We start from the raw sequence: 20499 nt of genomic DNA, 5'->3' as shown, positions 1-20499 counted from the left end.
AGAAAGAAGGAGCAGAAGCTATGTCTACTTTTACAATCGAAGGAAATCAATTTGTTTATAACGGGGAGCCTATTCGTATTCTATCTGGAGCCATACATTATTTTCGTATTGTGCCGGAATATTGGCAGGACAGACTAATTAAATTAAAAGCTTGTGGATTTAATACAGTAGAAATTTACATTCCATGGAATTTACACGAGCCAAGGGAAGGGGAATTCAACTTTAGTGGCATTGCTGACGTCGTTCGTTTTATACAGATAGCGGATGAGCAGGGATTATTCGTTATCGTACGCCCAAGTCCGTATATATGTGCGGAGTGGGAATTCGGAGGATTGCCATCTTGGCTGCTTAAGGAAGAAAATATGCGCTTACGTTGTTTTCATCAACCCTATTTGGAAAAAATCGATGCTTATTACAATGAGCTATTGGCTAAATTCTTGCCACTTCTATGTACGAATGGCGGGCCGATTATTGCGATGCAAATCGAAAATGAATACGGAAGTTACGGCAATGATAAGAAGTATTTGAAATATTTGGAGCAAGCGATGATTAAACGTGGAATGGATGTCTTATTATTCACATCGGACGGGTATACCGACAGCAATCTACAAGGGGGGACTCTCCTTCCAGACGTGTTAGCCACAGTCAACTTTGGGTCGCGGCCTGAAGAGGCTTTTGGAAAGCTGCAGGAATATCAACCGGATAAACCGCTTGTATGTATGGAATTTTGGAACGGATGGTTTGATTCTTGGGGCCATGAACACCATTTGCGAAAGCATGAAGATGTTGCGGAAGTACTGGATCAAATGTTGAAGGTAGGAGCTTCTGTTAACTTTTATATGTTCCACGGCGGGACGAATTTCGGATTCTATAACGGTGCGAATTATTCGGGTAAATATGATTCGACGGTGACTAGCTATGATTACGATGTGTTATTGGATGAATCAGGAGATATCACGGACAAATATATTGCAGTTCGTGAAGTTTTATCGAAATATACCGAAATTGCTGAGATTGAACTACCACGTCCTGTGCCGAAGAAGCATTACGGTGAAGTCCGCTTAATGGAACATGTGCGGTTGTTTGATTCGCTTAATTTGTTGTCGACTCCGGTTCAAAGCACATGTCCGGAAACAATGGAGCGGCTTGATCAGGACTATGGCTTCATTTTATATACGACTAACATTGTTGGTCCTATATCGCAAATGAAATTAACGATACAGGAGGTACGTGATCGCGCATTGATCTTCCTTGACGGTATTTATCAAGGAGTGATTGAACGAAACACACATGATATAACACCGAATATATCAGATATCGATATCGTTTTAGACATTCCTTCAGAAGGTGCAACACTCAGCATCCTAGTGGAAAACCTAGGACGAATTAATTATGGTTACGGGATGAAGGATCCAAAAGGAATTACGGAAGGCGTTCGCCTGGGCCAGCAGTTCCTTTATGACTGGACGATTCATACGCTTCCTCTGAACAATGTATCGGAGCTAATATTCCGGGAAGTACAGACAAACGAGGCCTTTACCCCTACCTTCTATAAAGGTGTAATTCACTTGGATGAAATCGGTGATACTTTTTTGAATATGGAAGGATGGACGAAGGGAGTTGCTTATATCAATGGGTTCAATCTCGGCCGTTATTGGGAGATTGGTCCGCAAAAAACATTATATATCCCTGCTCCGCTCTTGCGTATCGGTGACAATGAACTCATCATATTTGAACTGCATGGAACGAAAAACACAATCGTTACCCTGCAAGATTATGCCGAGTTAGGTTAAACAAATTTTTTATAATCAAATTTGGGAGGCTTATTGATCATTGAGACATTTGAATGGCTGCAGAAAAACAATGAATTTCAATAGGAACTGGAAGTTTATTCGTGAGGACGTATGTGGAGCACAGCAGAAGCGTCATTCAGACGAAAGCTGGGAAACCGTCTATCTGCCTCATACGCCAAAAATTGAAACGCTACATGCGGACTTGCATTTTCAAGGGATATGCTGGTATCGCAAGCAATTTGCTTTGGACGAAGCAGACAGGGGAAAGAAGCTCTTTGTGGAATTCGAAGCGGCCATGCATGAGGCATCTGTATGGGTCAATGGCAGGCTCAAGCTGAATCATAAAGGCGGTTATTTGCCGTTTACGATCGACATCACCGACGATGTCGATTTCGAGGCGGTCAATGTAATTGCCGTACGACTCGACAACCGGAACAACGGAGCCATACCTCCGGGAAAGCCGCTGGAAAGTCTGGATTTTTCCTATTTCGGCGGACTTTACCGCAACGTGCACCTTCATGTCACGGATAAGCTCCATGTCACGGATGCCGTTTATACCGGAAAACCTGCGGGAGGCGGGATCTTCGTCAAATACGCCGACGTCTCGCAAGCATCGGCGACGGTCGAAGTTCTGACCCATGTGATTAATGAGCATGAAGCGATGAAGAAAGTGAAAATCGTGACAACACTCTTGGATAAACAGGGGCGGCAAGTAGAATCGGAAGAAAGTTCGGTGGAGACCGTTTTAGCCGGCGGAGCGCATACGTTCGTTCAAATGCTAACGATAACGAGGCCTCATCTCTGGCATCCGGACAACCCTTATTTGTATACCCTGCAAACGGAAATCCTCGAAAACGGCCAAACGGTGGATGAGATTCGCACCCGAACCGGAATACGCAAGATTTCGTTCAGTAAAGAAGGCGGCTTTGTAATAAATGATGAAAGGCTGGTCATCAGGGGGACGAACCGCCACCAGCAATATCCATATATCGGAAATGCAGCTTCGAATAACGCACATTACCGCGATGCGAAGAAGCTGAAGGAGGCGGGATTCAATTTCGTCAGGCTTGGCCATTACCCCCAGGCGCCTGCTTTTCTTGACGCCTGCGACGAACTCGGGCTGATGGTCGTCGAACCGGTGCCGGGCTGGCAGTACTGCGAGGAAGGAGAGTTTCTGGATCTTGTCCGGCAAAACATACGTGATATGATCCGCCGCGACCGGAACCGTCCGTGCGTGATCATGTGGGAGGTCAGCCTGAATGAAACGTATCCCGGCAGGAAAGGGGCGACGGACGAATTTTTTCACGAATGCCATCTGATTGCCCATGAAGAATATCCGGGAGATCAAATGTTTACTTCTGGAGACACGATCGGACGAATAAATCCGGCTTACGTCAACTTTGATGTGCCCTATACACTATGGAAAGACGAAACATTGTCGCGTCCACTGGAAGAGGTGCTGCCCGAGAAAGGGGGGTTCGATAGAGAATACGGAGATTACGAGTTCGGCGGCCATGAGAGTACAAGCAGGGTACCGCGCGGCGCCGGAGAACAGAAGCTGCTATTGCAAGCCTGGAATTATCAATGGTCGCTGAACCGGAACCGCGGTAACCGATGGTCGCTCGGGGACGCCTCGTGGGTTGGCATCGACCATAACCGCGGTTGTTATCCAAGGCTGGCGGAATGCGGGGCCCTCGACACGTTCCGTCTGCCTAAAATGGTTTACTATTTTTACCAGAGTCAACGAAGAGCGGAAATCGCTCATGAACATGTGGAAAGCGGACCGATGGTCTACATTGCGAATTATTGGACGGAACGCATCTCGCCGACGAAGGTTGTCGTATTTTCAAATTGCAGCGAGGTCGAGTTATTTGTAAACGGGAAATCAGTCAGTGTGAGAAAAGCTGATCATGGTCCGGATACGGAATACGGAGAACGTGTGACAGGCTACGAAGTGGACTATTGGCTTACGGATGAAGAACAGCATAAAGGGAATCAAGCAGGCGTGCATGGGAAAACGGATGCTGGTGACATGAAGGTTTATCCGCATGACGGAGGAAACTGCCGAAATTTGACGCAAGCTCCGTTCACATTTACCAATGTAGCGTACGAGCCCGGAGAATTAAAGGCAATCGGGCGAATAGACGGCAGGGAAGCTGCTGTATGCGTCGTGCATACTCCACTGGAGCCTGAGATGCTTTCCATCCGCATTGACGAGAGCGGGAGAAAGCTTACAGCCGACGGATGCGACTTTATCTTTGTCTACGCCGAAATCAAAGACGCGAACGGGACCGTGGTGTCCCCCGCCTGCCATGAGGTTTGGTTTGAAATTGACGGTCCTGCAGTCATCGTCGGCGAGAACCCCGTAAGGGCGGAAGCTGGCATCGCAACTGTGCTGCTTCAGTCGCGGGAGACGCCTGGGGAAATCAAAGTGAAGGCTTATTCTAAAGGTTTAAAGCCTTCCTCGGTCAAGCTTGCAAGTGTATAAAGAACAAGAAACTTTTATTGTTGACTAACATTGTCTTAAGAGTGCTATTTCTAAATCTCCAAAAATAAAATAGATTTAAGTGAAGCGATGGAAAGGCGCGACATCGCTCCACATACAAAAAAGAGCCCAAACTGGTCCCCATACACTGGACACTTAGAAGTGTTTAGCGTCTGGGGACCTTTTTGTATACCCTTTCGATGCATATCAGTGACTCAGTGACTCTAGTAACGAGAAGCTCGCATTTGCTGCAAAAGGATAACGCCTACGTTTGAAGAAGTATTAGGAGTAGAGGAGAAGGATTTCATATAGCAAGCGAGAAGGAGGCGTCGCATGAGACCAAACGTACTTTTAATCACCGTTGATCAGATGAGGGCGGATTGTCTTCATTTCTTGGGCCATCCCGTTATCGAAACACCAAATTTGGACAACTTGGCGAGAACCGGCGTTGCGTATACAAGCGCTTACACAGCAACTCCATCCTGCGTTCCGGCAAGAGCCGCCATTTTAACAGGAATGAGCCAGCAAAACCATGGAAGAGTTGGGTATGAGGACAAAGTGCCCTGGAGCTATGAGCATACGATGCCTGGAGAGTTTGCGAAGGCCGGGTACCATACACAATGCGTAGGCAAGATGCATGTGTATCCCACGCGCAATCTGTGCGGATTTCACAACATCGTACTGCATGACGGCTATATGCATTATAACCGTGATCGCTCCCGATCGACGGCGAATGAGTGGTGGGATCAAACGGACGATTATATCAGCTGGTTGAAAGAGAGAGCCGGATCACAACAGGATATTATGGATCACGGTCTTGATTGTAACGCTTCGACTGTCGCGAGACCTTGGCATTTGGAAGAAGCGTTACATCCGACCAACTGGGCGGTTACTCAGTCTATTGATTTCTTGCGGCGGAGGGATCCGAGCAAGCCGTTCTTTCTTTGGACTTCATTCGTAAGGCCACATGCGCCTTTGGATCCTCCGCAAGCGTTTCTTGATCTGTATGATGGAATCGATTTGCCGGAACCTCCGATTGGCGATTGGGCGCGCCTCGATGATCCCGACCGTGACGGGCTGAATCCGACGACTGGCAGAGGAATCGTGAATAAGCGTATGCGCCAAAAATCGTTGGCGGCCTACTATGCTTTAATTACTCATATCGACAACCAGATCGGCCGATTGATGAACGCCCTATATGAATTCGGTGTAAGCAACGATACGATCATCCTCTTCACGTCGGATCACGGGGACCTGATGGGGGACCATCTTCTCTATAAGAAAATATTAGCTTACGAAGGAAGCGCCAAAGTGCCGCTCATTTTGAATGACCCTACAGGCAAGTTAGGCCTCGTCCGAGGCAAACAAGTGGATCGAATCGTCGAGTTGCGTGATATTATGCCAACCTTATTGGAGGCGTCAGATGTCCCGATCCCAACCACGGTAGACGGAAGCAGCATCATTCCTTTGGGGACGCATGCCGGCACATCCGAATGGAGGACTTACATCCACGGTGAGCATGCCTACGGTGAGCTTTCCTATCACTACTTAACCGATGGCAAGGTCAAATATTTTTGGTATTCCCAGACGGGCGAGGAGCAATTGTTTGATCTTCAGGTTGACCCGCAAGAGCTGTGCAACCTTGTAAAGTCTGCGGAGCGCGCAGAGTTGTTGAACTGTTGGAAAGACCGATTGATTCTAGAACTTACCGGACGAGAAGAGGGTTATACGGACGGAGTCAGCCTCATCGTGGGGATGACGCCACAAAGCTGCCTTCAGCATCTCAGGACGGCAGCGGCATCCCATCCTGTCGCAGGCAGATAGTGGTTTGCAAAATAGAAATCCGGTGTAAGCGATACACCGGATTTCATTACTGAGTGATAGATTTTTATTTTTTCCAAGTGTCATATTGAGCTTGTTTTTCTTTGATGATGTCATCTACGCCAGCAGTTTTCAAACGCTCGAGGAATTTAGGCACGGCTGTAGTCGGGTCAATCGAACCAGAGCTGATAGCTGGGATCATCTCAGTCATAACGGAAGCTACGTTGGCAACTTGCGTTTTTACAGGAGTTGGGTCAAATACAAAGCCTGATAATGGCGAAACATCTGCTGTTTGATCATTTTCAAAAACGATTGACTGAGCTTTTCTCTTCATTTCGCCAGCCGCATTTTCGGCATGATCGGCACGGTTGAATGTTGGGCTGAAGGATTGACCGATTTGCCATTCATTCCAGTTGAAATTATATTTGCCTTCAATTTGAGTGAAGTCACCTTTTTCGTTGTAGGTGTAGTCAACGTCTTTTTCTCCTAATGTAATGAGTTTGTATAGATCATCATCAGTGTTTAGCAACTCAATTAATTGCAAAGCCTTTTCAACGTTTTTTGAACCTGAATTGATAGCAATAGCTGCATTGGAGGCAGCTCCAGCTGAAATCAATGTACGAGTAGTAGATACGGATAGAGCAGGGAAATCTTTGTATTCTGTCATGGACATAGCTTGCTCTTGACCTGGAAGATCGATGCTGTCAGGCCAGCCATAGTGCATCGCAAAAACAATTTTGCCAGCTTTACGATCAGGAGTTGTATCTTTTACCGTTGCACCATCTTTGCGCACATAGCCTTTATTGAACCAGTCACGCATAATTTCAGCGTATTTAGCGAACTCAGGAGTTTCAAACTGGTTGATAACTTTGTCTGGCGCATTGAGATTGACCCAGCCAGGAGTTAGCAAATCACCTACAGGCTCCATATCCCAGTAAAGCGGCTCATTGGCAAAAAAACTATGATTAGCGCTAGTTTCAAATCCGATCATATCAGGATGCTTAGCTAACGCTTCGCCAAGGAATGGTCCTACCATTTCGAGAGCTTCTATGGTTGGCTTGCCTTTAACAGCTTTCCAGTCAAACCCCGTTTCTTTAAGAACATCTTCGCGGAAGATAAAGCCACTGCGCTTGGCAACGCCCCATTGCTGATAATTGACAACTGCATAAATACGATCATTTATTTTCACACCATCCCATAGACCTTGAGGGATGCGGGAAAACGTTTCAGGCGCATGTACAGGAAGAAGGTCAGTTAAGTCAGCATACGCTCCCTTTGCAGCGTTTCCAAAGTAATTAATTCCACCCCAGAATGCAGTGAAAGCAAGATCCCAGTCGTCGCCCGAATTGATCATCAGATTCATTTTATCTGCATAAGTACTGCCGTCTACAAGTACTAAATTCAATTTGGCATTGATTTTTTCAGCAATAATTTTATTAGCTTTGTTCATGATGCGGTCAAAGTCATTGACAGGGCTGTTCGACATATAGAAGTTAAGGGTAACGAGTTCTTCTTTTTCTTTTTCCTTTTCTTTTTCAGCATTTTTAGTATCAGGTGCTGGAGTCGTAGAATCGCCGTTAGCGTTTGGTGAAACCTTTGAGCAGCCAGACAGGATCATGGTGAGAAGCAGAGTTACGCTGATCAACAACATAGAAATTCTTTTCATTGATATCCCCCTAAAAACTAATTTTATTCTCAACTAGATTCTTGTAAAATTACTCTTTTACAGCACCTATTGTTAAGCCTTTCTCGAAATACTTCTGTAGAAAAGGATACAGTAATATAATCGGACCGATGGCAAGTACACAGGTCGCCATCCGTGCTCCTTCACTAGGAAGCATGCCGATAGCGGCTTCCATAGATTTAGATGCTGCTTCATTGGCTTGCAAATAGCCGATATTGTTCATTAAAGATTGCAGTAAATATTGCAATGTGTACAGCTTCGGCTTTTCGATATACAAGGCAGTGGTCGTCCAGTCATTCCAGTAGGAAATCGCTGTGAACAGACCGATAGTCGCCAGTGACGGTTTTGAAAGTGGAAGTGCAATACTGAAAAAAGTACGAATTTCACCTGAGCCGTCTATGCGTGCAGACTCGAACAAGGAACTAGGAATCGATTTGAAAAAGTTTTTCATAATGAGCACGTTGATCGCTGACACAAGGAAGACGACAATGAGAACCCAGATGGTATTCTTAAGATGCAAATATCGTGTTATTAAAATGTAGGATGGAACAAGTCCGCCATTGAACAGCACGGGAAGGTACACGAATAAAGTGAGTGCATTTCGATAGGTAACTTCAGGTCGCGTCAACGAATAGGACAGCATCGAAGTAACAAGTAAATGCAGCAGCGTACCAACAACGGTTACAAAGATCGTTACTGCGTATGCATTGGCAATCGAGCCTGCTCCGCTAAATACGTATCGATAAGCTGAAATATCAAACACTTTGGGCCAAAAATTATATCCGTCGACCATAAGCGACTTTTCAGCTGTAAACGATATCGATACAACTAATAGCAACGGAATGATACAGGCTAGTGCTGATACAATGAATATGAGATGAATCACGATCTTTGACATGTGAAAGTTTCTTGCTAAAATGAAAATCCCTCCCTTTCTCTACGCTGATCGATTAAAATAAGGCGCTGTCGGGGTCTGTTTTTTTAATAATATAGTTAGAAATCAGGACAAGAACGAGACCAATCACTGCCTGATATAGACCAATTGCAGACGACATGCCATAGTCGTTCAGCTTTTTCAGAGAGCGGAATACAAGGGTGTCTATAACATCTGTTGCACCATATAGTGCTCCTGAATCATTGGAAAGGGTATAGAATCCATTCCAGTCGCCCAATCCGCCATTGAACAACTTACCTACCCATAACAACATAAGGACGATAATTATTGGTTTCAGCAGCGGCAGTGTAACATATTTGACTTGCTGCCACTTCGAAGCGCCATCCAATTGAGCAGCTTCATAATAGTCCGTATTAATCCCCGCGATCGCTGCTACATACAATACCGAATAGTAACCGATATTCTTCCACAGATAGGCTAAGGGAAGAATATAGTGCCAATGTGAAGGCTCACTGTACCAGTAAATAGCTTCTCCACCATTTGATTCGATAACATTGTTGACAATACCTCGGTCTACACTAAGCATACCGAACACAATATACTGAACTACAATCCATGAAAGGAAAACTGGCAGCAATAAAGCACCTTTATAGGTGGCTGAGAGCTTTTTATTTTTCACTTCGCTCAATAGAATGGCCAATATTAGTGCACCGAGCGTAACGGTAACCATCTCTATGATATTGTAGAAAAGTGTATTGAACGTAACAATTCTCGCTGTTTCGGATTTAAAGAAAAATTCGAAGTTTTTGAACAGTGGATCCATCCATGCGCTTCCGAATATACCATCGCGTGCATTGTAATCTTTGAAGGCGACTATGACACCGCCCATTGGGATATAACACATGATTGCAATGAATAGTAGACCAGGTGACATCATTAAATAGAAAGGAAACTGTTTACGTACGCTGCGCAATGTTCTGTTATGAATTGGTCTTGTAGTTAGTTTCATTGAGTTCACCCCCTTCCTTGCAAATAATCTTTTACTTCCCTCATTGTATTTAGTGGTACTTTTATCCACAACAATCAAAACCATCATTCTCTTAGTTTTTCGACAGATGGCATCTCTAAAAAATAATGAAATCTACAAAGAGCTTTAATCGTTGTGATGCTAAATGGATACTTATGCTATTATGATGATAATTGTAAATACATAGAAAATCGAAGTCGTATGAACTGGGGGATCACAATGAAGCTACCGAGGATATTGGAAAAAAACAGTACGAGCTTTTTTCGCAAATCATTCTTCTCCTTTCTGATTATTACGATCCTCATCACTGTATTGCTTACTGTTTTCTTGACCATTACTTATTTACGCACGAGTATCTCGATGATTAACCGCTTCAATCATGAGCTGATTGAACATTACAATTACAGTATTACCTACCTAGATGAGACTGCAAAAAAATTAGGAAATGCACTGTACAGCGATAAAGATATCATCCAATTTATTAATATGAAGAAAAATGATGAGATCGTGGCGATTTTAGCAAGCAAGGTCATTGACAAGCACTTTCTGACACTAAAAGATATCGATAGCGTTTATCTTTACAATGCGGGGGCGGATTTGTTTTATTCTTCAAGGAGCGGTGAACGCCAATCAGCCTCTACCTTCTCAGATCAAGCGATTGTAGCGCTGCTAACCGATAAAAATTTTATAGCGGAGTATCGTGGTCGGCCTATTGTGACATCTGTAGAAGAAGCAACGCAATCGGCCGATACATGTTCCTATATCTTATTTGAACCGGGGGAGACATTATCGGGCTTGAAAAATGCTATTGTCGTCAACATTCGCACGAAAGCGCTTACGGAATCTATTCAAGCGATCAATGGCAATGACCCTGAAACGAAATCTTCTTTTTTAGTCGTTGATTCAAACGGCTCTATTCTAAGTAAGACGCTCACACCGGAGTTTGAGCATAATATGAGTGAAGTAGGCGGATTAAGCCAGCAAGTAAATGAACTTGTTGGAAGCAATAATCAGATACGAGAAATTGGGGGTATCAGCTATTTGGTATCCAGCAGTAAAAGCAACGCAAACAATTGGTACATTATGGGCCTTACTCCTGTAAAAGAAACGTTTAAGGATGTAATTCAAGCATCAATGGTGTCTGCGGGTATCGTAGTTGTTGTATTTATCATTTGCGCAATAATTTGTCTGTACTTGGCTCGCAGACTGAATCATCCGATTCAAACGATTACGAAAATTATTAACGGCGAAGCTTCTGAGAAAAACGATGTAGTCATTTCGAGAATGGAAGAATTTCAATTTATTTTGTCTGTATTCGAGTCTATGAAGGAGAGAAATCAACAGCTTGATAAAATAATCCATGAAGCAGGCTATGCGGTCAAACAAGACTTTCTTAATGCACTATTAAGTGATAGTACTACACACTCTATAGACCAAGTGCAGGAGAAACTACATGACATCAAACTGGATTATATCGCCACCAGTCAGTTGTGCATGTGTCTCATTAAAATCGATAATTACAGCCAATTTGTATCTGTGAATAGCCAGAAGGAACGATGGGCACTACGCTATGCTATTGTGAATATTGCAACAGAACTGGCAGCGGACTATGGTGTGTGCGAAATTTTCAGCAGTGAGCCCGATAAATTCGTAGTGATTATGGATTGTTCCACAGTAACCCAATATAAAGTGCTGCAGGAGAAAATAGAGCGTTACTTGCTCGAGGTACACAGTAATACACTTAAGTATCTTCGTATTTCTTTATCTATGGCGTACAGCACGATGTTTCAGGGGATTGAGCATTTACCTAGCATGTACAATAATATGAAGGGCTCCATTCTGTTGAAGATGCGCTACGGACATGGTTGTATTATTACTCCTTACATGATGGATGAAATCAACACAGATAATTTTCATATACCCGTCAAGAAAGAAGAGCAGTTGGTTGAGAAAGTACTCGAGGGCAATTATGAATCTGCTGCCGCAATCTATCAAAGTATTAGTCCAAAGTTATATCAATACACTTACGACGAAATTTTGTATTGCATTGTTCATTTGATTTACAGTGTTTACTCCAGTGTGCTAAGCAAGATGCCTGCAGTAAAGGATAGTCAGGATTTAACACTACAAAAGTTTTTGCGCGGGATTCAAAATGCAGAAGTGAGTACAGATATGGACAGCGTAATGGATTCATTTTTACAGAAGCTGTGTAATAAAGTGGAGGTTCTCAGGAACACTTCCAATAGTAATGATCATCTGATCCAACGTATTGTCGCAATTGTCGAGCAAGAATATTCCAACACAGAATTATGCCTGAGCTCTATCGCCGAAAAATTACGGTTATCATCTAACTATGTCGGCCATATATTCAAAACTGCACATGGGCAGTCTATTGCGCAGTATATTTTCGACACGCGAATGCAAAAACTGGACGAATATATGCGCAATACGCAGCTTCCTTTAATATCCATTATTGAAAAGGTGGGACTAGAGAGAAATAATTATTTTTACACGCGATTTAAAAAGCATTTTGGCATGTCTTTGAGTGATTACAGACTGCAGCTTGGGCAAGAGATAGATCATGAAAATGATATGCCATTTCAATATTAGTATCGTTCTGAAGAGCCTGATTCCATTGCGGATATTGGGCTTTTTTTTATTAACTTGAAAGTTATCAGATTGAATTCAGAGAAATGATATTAAATAGTAGTCGATTTGTATTACTTTTCGAAGAAATACAAACTTTTTATTATTTTCAAAATGGACGAACCTATTTAAGCTGATATTAACTAACAATAGAGATGGAGTGGAGCACAGGAATGAAAAAAATTACTGCTGTATTAATTGGAGCTGGACAAAGAGGGGGAGGTGCTTACGCTCCATATGCCTTGCAACATCCAGACGACATTCAATTCGTTGCCGTTGCGGATATCGATCCTGAGCGAATAGAGCGATTCCAAAAAGACCATGGTGTTCTGAATGAGAATTGTTACTCGAACTGGGAGGATCTGCTTGCAGGGCCGAAGCTAGCCGATGCGATTCTCATCTGTACTCAGGATAAAATGCACTATGAGCCTGCGCTGAAAGCATTGGAGAAAGGGTACCATGTGCTAATGGAAAAGCCGATGTCACCCGATCCAAGAGAATGTATTGTCATGGGGGAATATGCTGAGAAATATAATCGGGTATTTTCGATATGTCATGTACTTAGGTATACGGACTTTTTTTCAACAATCAAGCAGATTATTACGGAGGGAAAAATCGGCAAACTCGTTTCAATTCAACATACTGAAAATGTAGAACATCGTCACCAAGCACATAGCTTTGTAAGAGGTAACTGGAGTGATTCAGAGGTTTCGAGTCCAATGATTCTGGCAAAAAGCTGCCATGACATGGATATATTACAATGGCTTGTTGATGCAGATTGTACTAAGGTTTCATCTTTCGGCTCATTAACTCATTTCCGCAAAGAAAGTGCGCCGGAAGGCGCGCCTAAGTACTGTTTGGACGGTTGCCCGGTACAGGACAGCTGCCCTTATTATGCACCTAAAATGTATATTGAACGAGATGATTGGGTGGGTGAAGTGCTTCGCACGGTTGTTAGCAACGATACAAGTGATGAGGGAGTGCTTCGAGCACTGAAAAATGGGCCATATGGAAGATGCGTGTATCATTGCGATAACAATGTGGTCGATCATCAGGTAGTGAACATGGAATTTGCAAATGAAGTGACGGTTGCGTTCACAATGAGCGCATTTACTTATGAAGGCGGACGCTCGGTGAAGCTAATGGGCACTCATGGTCAGATCAGAGGCGATATGGAGAAGAATGTAATTGAAGTGACGAGCTTCGTTACTCGGGAGACGGAGACTATCACTTTGGATACGGACTTGGCAGGTCATGGCGGCGGTGATACAGGTATAATGAGCGATTTTGTACGTCTTGTTCGAAGTGATGGGAAGGAAGAAGGGCTTACAGGTGCAGGTGTCTCTGTAAAGAGCCATCTGATTGCTTTCGCCGCTGAAAAATCACGTTTGGAAAGCCGAGTTATTTTGATGGAAGATTATATCAATGAGTTAAAGAATAATAAATGATTATACCCTGATGCGAAGAATAATTAGGCAGTCAACAATAACAAGCTTTCAATGAAGTACTTTGTTTTTTGTTGCTACGAATGCATAGATTTTGTTGTTTTCTCCGATTTTTATAGTTTAGTTATGTAGGATTATCAACATATACTGATAGTAGTAAACGGTGAGAGAGTGGTCAAACATTAATAGGCTACTCTCGCACTCTTATCTTTGTTTACCGAAGGGATGGTTCAATGATGATCCGTAAATTACTTTTATGCAGCTTGGCATTATTTCTGTGTATATCCTGCTTGCCTCCGAGAACTACGTTTGCTGCGAATGATCAAGCATTTTCGCTATCCATCGAAGATACCGGTTCAAAGGCGAACCAAACCTTTCAAGTCAAAGTGAATGGAACAAATGTTATCGATTTGTACGCCTACGAAATTAATCTAACTTACGATTCGAAACGACTGCAGTTTGTGAGCGCGGACTTTGGAAAAGAAGGGTTCGGAGTAAGTCCGATTTTGAAAGAGAATACGATTCAGTTAGCGCATACACAAATAGGAAACACAGCAGGCAAGAAGGGGAATGTGACTCTGGCTACACTAACCTTTAAGGCAATTACTGCGGGATCGGCCGAAATTACACTTTCAAGTATGAAGCTCGTGGATTCCGAGTTAGAGTCGAAGGTTGTTTCAAGCCTTGGCAGTGTGAAAGTTGATGTGAAAAGCGACGGTTCTTCTGGCAGCGGATTAACTGACATTTCTAGTCACTGGGCGAAATTGTCTATCGAAGAAGCGGTGAAGCTTGGATTCATTACGGGGTATACAGATGGTACATTCCGACCGAATGCACAAACAACACGAAGTGAATTCGCAGTCATGTTGAGCCGTGCATTGAAACTGGAAGGCGTAGAAAAAGAGCTGCCTTTCACGGATCTTAATAAGATTCCCGCTTGGGCTAGACCTTCCATTTCACGAACGATAACAGCAGGAATTTTGAAGGGCTATGATGATAACACCTTCCGTCCGACACGTAATATTACCCGCACGGAAATGACGGTAATGATCGTTCGTGCACTGGGGCTGAAGGTCGATCCGAATGCGAAGTTATCTTTTGCTGATGCAGACAAGGTAGCTGAGTGGGCAAGACCCTCTGTGGCCGCAGCGTATGAAGCGAAGCTCATTAAGGGGCGCGGGAAGAATCTCTTCGCACCGAATGAGAACGCCACGAGAGCGGAAGCGGTGGTCATGATCTTAGGCATGTTGGAACATAAATAATAAGGCGAATTAATAGTGAAACGGTGAAGGATTAATTCAGGGCCAAAGCGGTCGGATCTTGAAGTTGTTGCTAGATTGATACTGGGTTAACTAAGAAGAGGGGGAGGCAAAAAAGCCTTCCCTTCTTTTTTATCGAAGAAGCCAATGATCAAAATCTCCGTTTTTTTATCAAAATGTCCACATAGTGCAAAATTAAGTCTCGTTTGTTCAAAGACTAATTTAGTTTGGGAGTTTATCATATCAGACAACACTATCATTTGTTGATTCGCGGGCGGGTAGAAGCTGATCTTAAATCAAATGATGAGCCAATTCATGATAGCGTTTGCTAACAAAAAAGTTAATCACTCAACTAAGGAAAAGAGGATTTAAATATGATCACAAACAAAACACCGCAATTAGGAAATACCGCACGCAGCTATGATCTTGTTCAAGGCTGGGCACAGCTTCCTGCTCACTTGGAGTTTGGCTATACACATGGAATCGTCGTAGATCAACAGGATAATGTCTATGTCTTTCATACAGGAAAACCCTCCATTTTCAAATTTGATCAGAACGGGGAGTTTCAAGCGGCTTGGGGCGAAGAGTTCGAGGGTGGCGCACACGGATTTTATCTTCATAAGGAGCAAAATAGCGAATACCTTTATATCACAGACACAGCTCGCGGTAATGTTGTGAAAATGGATTTGAGCGGAAAGCACTTATTGACATTGGGAACACCTGATCGTCCTGATATTTATAACGAGGAGCTTAAATATGTCCCTACAGATGTAGCCGTTTCGGCAAATGGTGATATTTATGTATCCGATGGTTATGGACAAAGCTGGATTCATCAATATACAGCCGCAGGAGAATATATCCGTTCGTGGGGTGGGAAAGGTACAGAATTAGGACAATTGAACTGCCCGCATGGTATTTCCATTGATATTCGCAGCGGTATAGAAGAAGTTTATGTAGCTGATCGTGGCAATCATCGGATTCAAGTCTTCACTCTACAGGGCGATTTCAAAAGAGCCATCGTCGATGATATGGATCAGCCCTGCAGCTTCTATTATCACGGGGACGATCTCTTTTTCCCAGACTTAAACAGTCGGATTACGATCTTCGACAAAAATGATCGGTTGATCTGTCATTTAGGTGAAGATCAGCAGGCTTACAAACAAGCAGGCTGGCCGAATTTGCCTAAGTCTTACTACAGGGATAATAAATTTAGTTCACCACATGGTATTTGTGTTGATTCCAAAGGTTCTGTCTATGTTGCGGAATGGATTTTCGATGGACGTATAACTAAGCTTACACTTGCATAATTTCGTGGTAAAGGATCTTCATTATTTAGGCATACAGGCTGATAAAGCATCTAAACTGTAATTAAATAATCTAGTAAATGGAGATGAGAACATGTCTGGAAATAAAGCAGTTGTTTATAGTAAACCAGGAAGTGTTGAGGTACGAGACACCGCTTATCCAGACTTGGTATTGAAGGATGGGCCGGGTGTCAATCCATTGAATGTAGGACGTAAATGTGAGCATGGGGTTATTCTGAAAGTGATTACAACGAATATTTGCGGAAGCGATCAGCACATGGTTAGAGGAAGGACAACGGCTCCATCCGGTCTTATCTTAGGCCATGAGATAACAGGTGAAGTTATTGAAGTAGGTCGTGATGTCGAGTTTATCAAAAAGGGTGACTTGGTCTCTGTTCCATTTAATATTGCCTGCGGACGTTGTCGGAGTTGTAAAGAACGTAATACAAATATATGTTTAAATGTAAATCCAGACCGTCCTGGTTCTGCTTATGGTTATGTGGATATGGGCGGATGGGTGGGCGGGCAATCGGAATATGTCATGGTTCCCTATGCAGACTTTCAGTTATTGAAGTTCCCAGATAAAGAGAAAGCAATGGAAAAAATTCTGGATTTAACGATGCTCTCCGATATTTTCCCAACAGGTTACCATGGTGCGGTTAGTGCTGGGGTTCGCCCAGGTTCAACGGTATATGTTGCCGGTGCAGGTCCGGTAGGTCTTGCTGCAGCGCATTCTGCTCAATTGCTAGGGGCAGCGGTTGTTATCGTCGGTGATTTAAATGCAGAGCGTCTTGCCCAAGCGAAAAGCTTTGGTTGTGAGACGATTAATCTTCGCGAGAATGGTGATTTGGCCGGACAAATTGATCAAATTTTGGGATCTCCTGAAGTAGATTCGGCGATAGATTGTGTTGGTTTTGAAGCGCATGGGCATGGGGAGGGGCATGGCGAAGCGCCAGCAACGGTATTGAACTCCATTATGGAAGTTACTCGTGCAGGCGGCAGCTTAGGAATTCCGGGACTTTATGTAACAGGAGATCCGGGTGCTGTGGATGAGGATTCGAAAATTGGAACATTGAAAATTCGTTTTGGTCTCGGTTGGGCGAAGTCCCACACGTTTGTGACAGGCCAAACGCCAGTTATGAAATACAACAGAGAATTAATGATGGCGATCATGAGCGGACGTGCACAAATTGCTAAAGCCGTGAATGCCACGCTTATATCATTAAATGACGCTCCAAAAGCTTATCAAGATTTTGATCGCGGCGTTTCCCGGAAATTTGTTATAGATCCCCATGGCGTCGTTAAATAATGTAGTTTTTATCCAGTTTGGGAGTATGTCGAAGAAGCTTAGGTAGAACAAGTAGACGCTATAACTCCAATATTTCGATAGGAACTTCTTGCACGCTCCGCTTGGGGACGGGTGTAAGGAGTTCTTTTCCTTTTTCTACCCCCTTATTCCCTTTGTGTCCACTGCGAACGTGATCGGATAAATGCGAGGCATCTAGTTCTCCTCCTGAATGTAGTGTTCCTCTTGTCAGTACAGTACTGAATCGCTTAGCACTGAAGAACAATATTTTTCTTCCAGTTATTGACGTATTTCCGATTGAGTGATAATATCTAGCTAAAGTTAAAAGCTTTAAACTTTTGAAGCGCTTGCAGTGGATTGAATAACAACTTGAAAAAACAAACCATTGTTAGGACTTAGTCATCAAACAGTTAGTCGCTCGATATGTGATCTCACGTTTTTAACATTTTTTTTAGCCTGAAAGTTAAATGCTTTAAACTTTTAACGAAAAAGGTGGAGATGTTAGGGTGATTAAAACTAAAGGTTTGAAATTGCTGGTATTTGTGTTATTTGTCAGTGTCCTATTTCCTACTCATTCATTGGGAGTTCAGGCAAGCCAACAAGCACCGTTCGGAACCGAGATCATTGTGCGGACCGTTAACCAATTTAGAAATGTCGCTGACGTAACGGCATTCATTCAAAAAGCTGTTCAGTACAATGTCGATATTATTAGCATGAACGTAAAGCAGGATGAAGACGATGAGGTGCCTTCTGGTCATGTATTCTATGACAGTGCGATTGCCCCGATTGCCGCCGGTTATGAGAATTTCGACGCGCTTTCGCATGTGATTACACAGGCGCATCAGTATGGTATCAAGGTTCGTGCATGGATTCCCCAGTTCCATGATCAGGCAGCATTTGTTAAGGATCCAAGCTGGCAAATGCACGCTTTCGTTGACGGTAATGTAGTCCCTTTTACAGGCTCGAATGGCAGTGAATATTTCGTCAACCCGATCCATCCCGATGTTCAAGCCTATCAGCGCTCGATAATTGAAGAGGTTGTAAGCAACTATGATATAGATGGCGTGGTACTCGATTGGTTGAGATTTGACGATTACAACATGGATGTAAGCAGCTACACGGTTAACCTATACGAGAGTATTTACGGATATTCTCCGCTCGATATTAACTTTAATGTGGATTCTAATCGCAGGAATGAATGGAATGAATGGAGAACGGATCAAATCGGCGGCTATGTGCAGGACGTTCGTGAAGACATCGATCAGATAAAAGCAGATATGGAGCTCGGTGTTTATATTTTGCCGCCGGAATTCACAGAGGTTGGTCAGAATGTTGCGAAGTTCAAGGATGCGATTGATTTTGTTGCACCAATGGCTTATTTTGATGATTGGGAATTTGACACGGAATGGGTCTATGGCGCCAATGGGATTTTGTCAGATACATCGTCGCTTGCTGGCTCTGGAGTAACGATTGTTCCAACACTGGATAACGATTGGACAGTGAATGAATATCAGGAGGTATATGGCGGTATTAGAGATCACTTTCCACAAGTGACTCATCTCTCCTTCTTCTCCTATGGAGCTTGGGATGAGAACGTGCTAAGCGATATTAATTCGCGAAGGACCTGGCCTGTGGCACAAGACTATGCAGCGAATATTCCAACGGAATGGAAGGCAAGAAATATTGGCTTTAAGCCAGGTAGTGCTAGCTATAGCGGCGGGGTCTTCACATTGTCAGGCAACTCATCGGATATATGGGGCAATGAGGATCAATTAAACTACATCTATCAATCTCTGCAAGGGGATGGAGCGATTGTTGCTCGGGTTGCAGGAATGAATAATATGGATGGTTGGGCGAAAGCGGGCTTAATGATCCGTGAATCGCTTGCTGTGGATGCTAAACATGCGGACATGATCGTAACTCCTGTGAATGGAGCCGCATTTCAATACCGAGCAGCTAACCAAGGGAACACAGTCGATCATATTATAGCTGAAGCTCCTCCGTCGTGGTTAATGCTGGAGCGCAGTGGCAATCAGTTCACAGGCTCGATATCTACAGACGGGGAAAACTGGACCGCAGTGAGCAGCGCATCAATTGCAATGGGCAGTAATGTGTATATAGGTTTGGCACTGAGCAATTCTAGCAGCTCGGCCAATAGTCAAGCCATAATCGATCATGTCTCGCTTAGCGGCGCTTTGCCTGTACTGTGGAAAACCACGGATATTAACTCGACTACAGGAGCTGCCCATTTTCAGTCAGGAACTTATACTTTATCGAGCAGAGACACTGATATATGGGGAACCGCAGACAAAATGCGATATGCTTATCTTCCGTTAACCGGTAATGGATCGATTATCGCTAAGGTTTCCAATATGACAAATATGAACGGATGGGCAAAAGCGGGAGTCATGATTCGTGAGACTTTGGGTGCCAATGCGAAGCATGTCGACATGCTTATCACCCCTAGCAATGGAGCATCATTTCAATACAGGCAGGCAGCTGGAGGCGTAACAACGGACACCGTAACTGCCGCATCCTTGCCGCGCTGGGTTAAGCTGGAGCGAATAAACAATCAATTCATTGGCTATATCTCCTCCAACGGGGTCAGCTGGACAGAGGTTGGCAGACGCACGTTGACCATGAACAGCGGAGCTTACATTGGGCTCGCTCTAAGCAATCCAGGCAGTTCTACCTCCAATCAGGCCTTGTTCAATGAGGTCAAGATTGTGCGTTAAGCAGCTATTTATAGGGTACACAACGCCTAGCATCCATCCAGGATTGACACAATGCTGGATGGATGCTAGCATCACATTGAAATTAAAAGGATTTAACTT

The 20499-nt window shown here is 43.7% G+C and carries 12 protein-coding genes and 1 pseudogene; 10 read left to right on the top strand and 3 right to left on the bottom strand.

Going from position 1 to position 20499, the window contains the following annotated elements; translation table 11 throughout:
* The first annotated feature begins 20 nt into the window (after nt 1–20).
* From AB4Z50_RS23080 to AB4Z50_RS23065, 4 genes and pseudogenes are all read left to right on the top strand, one after another.
* Nucleotides 21–1793 carry a glycoside hydrolase family 35 protein gene (locus tag AB4Z50_RS23080; protein ID WP_441882619.1) on the top strand — a complete coding sequence of 591 codons (1773 nt, stop codon included), beginning with the start codon at nt 21–23 and terminating at the stop codon, nt 1791–1793.
* Nucleotides 1794–1863: 70 nt separating this feature from the next.
* Nucleotides 1864–2253: pseudogene (locus tag AB4Z50_RS23075) on the top strand (sugar-binding domain-containing protein); the annotation flags it as partial.
* Between the two features lie 48 nt (nt 2254–2301).
* The gene (locus AB4Z50_RS23070; protein WP_441882750.1) at nt 2302–4281 is read left to right on the top strand and encodes a glycoside hydrolase family 2 protein; all 1980 of its coding nucleotides are present in this window, start codon (nt 2302–2304) and stop codon (nt 4279–4281) included.
* A 330-nt stretch (nt 4282–4611) separates the two neighbouring features.
* Complete coding sequence (locus AB4Z50_RS23065; RefSeq protein WP_441882617.1) at nt 4612–6102, top strand: arylsulfatase; 1491 nt, start codon at nt 4612–4614, stop codon at nt 6100–6102.
* A gap of 64 nt (nt 6103–6166) precedes the next feature.
* Here AB4Z50_RS23065 and AB4Z50_RS23060 read toward each other — a convergent pair whose 3' ends face one another.
* The 3 genes from AB4Z50_RS23060 to AB4Z50_RS23050 are packed head-to-tail and all read right to left on the bottom strand — an operon-like array spanning nt 6167 to nt 9687.
* On the bottom strand, nt 6167–7765 hold the full coding sequence (locus tag AB4Z50_RS23060) for an ABC transporter substrate-binding protein (protein WP_441882615.1): 1599 nt from the start codon (nt 7763–7765) through the stop codon (nt 6167–6169).
* A gap of 49 nt (nt 7766–7814) precedes the next feature.
* Complete coding sequence (locus AB4Z50_RS23055) at nt 7815–8681, bottom strand: carbohydrate ABC transporter permease (protein WP_256710832.1); 867 nt, start codon at nt 8679–8681, stop codon at nt 7815–7817.
* A 52-nt stretch (nt 8682–8733) separates the two neighbouring features.
* On the bottom strand, nt 8734–9687 hold the full coding sequence (locus AB4Z50_RS23050) for an ABC transporter permease (RefSeq protein WP_441882612.1): 954 nt from the start codon (nt 9685–9687) through the stop codon (nt 8734–8736).
* Between the two features lie 237 nt (nt 9688–9924).
* Here AB4Z50_RS23050 and AB4Z50_RS23045 point away from each other — a divergent pair, with 237 nt between their 5' ends.
* The 6 genes from AB4Z50_RS23045 to AB4Z50_RS23020 all read left to right on the top strand — a co-directional run bounded on the left by AB4Z50_RS23045 (nt 9925) and on the right by AB4Z50_RS23020 (nt 20400).
* On the top strand, nt 9925–12315 hold the full coding sequence (locus AB4Z50_RS23045; protein WP_441882610.1) for an AraC family transcriptional regulator: 2391 nt from the start codon (nt 9925–9927) through the stop codon (nt 12313–12315).
* Between the two features lie 209 nt (nt 12316–12524).
* Complete coding sequence (locus AB4Z50_RS23040) at nt 12525–13799, top strand: Gfo/Idh/MocA family protein (RefSeq protein WP_441882608.1); 1275 nt, start codon at nt 12525–12527, stop codon at nt 13797–13799.
* A 233-nt stretch (nt 13800–14032) separates the two neighbouring features.
* On the top strand, nt 14033–15058 hold the full coding sequence (locus AB4Z50_RS23035; RefSeq protein WP_441882606.1) for an S-layer homology domain-containing protein: 1026 nt from the start codon (nt 14033–14035) through the stop codon (nt 15056–15058).
* A gap of 371 nt (nt 15059–15429) precedes the next feature.
* On the top strand, nt 15430–16362 hold the full coding sequence (locus AB4Z50_RS23030) for a hypothetical protein (protein WP_441882604.1): 933 nt from the start codon (nt 15430–15432) through the stop codon (nt 16360–16362).
* A 91-nt stretch (nt 16363–16453) separates the two neighbouring features.
* Entirely contained in the window at nt 16454–17668 is a 1215-nt protein-coding gene (gene fdhA, locus AB4Z50_RS23025; protein WP_339204842.1) for a formaldehyde dehydrogenase, glutathione-independent, read from the top strand.
* A 503-nt stretch (nt 17669–18171) separates the two neighbouring features.
* Complete coding sequence (locus AB4Z50_RS23020; RefSeq protein ID WP_441882602.1) at nt 18172–20400, top strand: family 10 glycosylhydrolase; 2229 nt, start codon at nt 18172–18174, stop codon at nt 20398–20400.
* The last annotated feature ends 99 nt before the right edge of the window (nt 20401–20499 follow it).

Source organism: Paenibacillus sp. 2TAB26 (assembly GCF_052115145.1).
Classification (GTDB): Bacteria; Bacillota; Bacilli; order Paenibacillales; family Paenibacillaceae; genus Pristimantibacillus.
The sequence above is the reverse complement of the archived record's forward strand: the minus strand, read 5'-3'. Positions and strand labels throughout refer to the sequence as shown.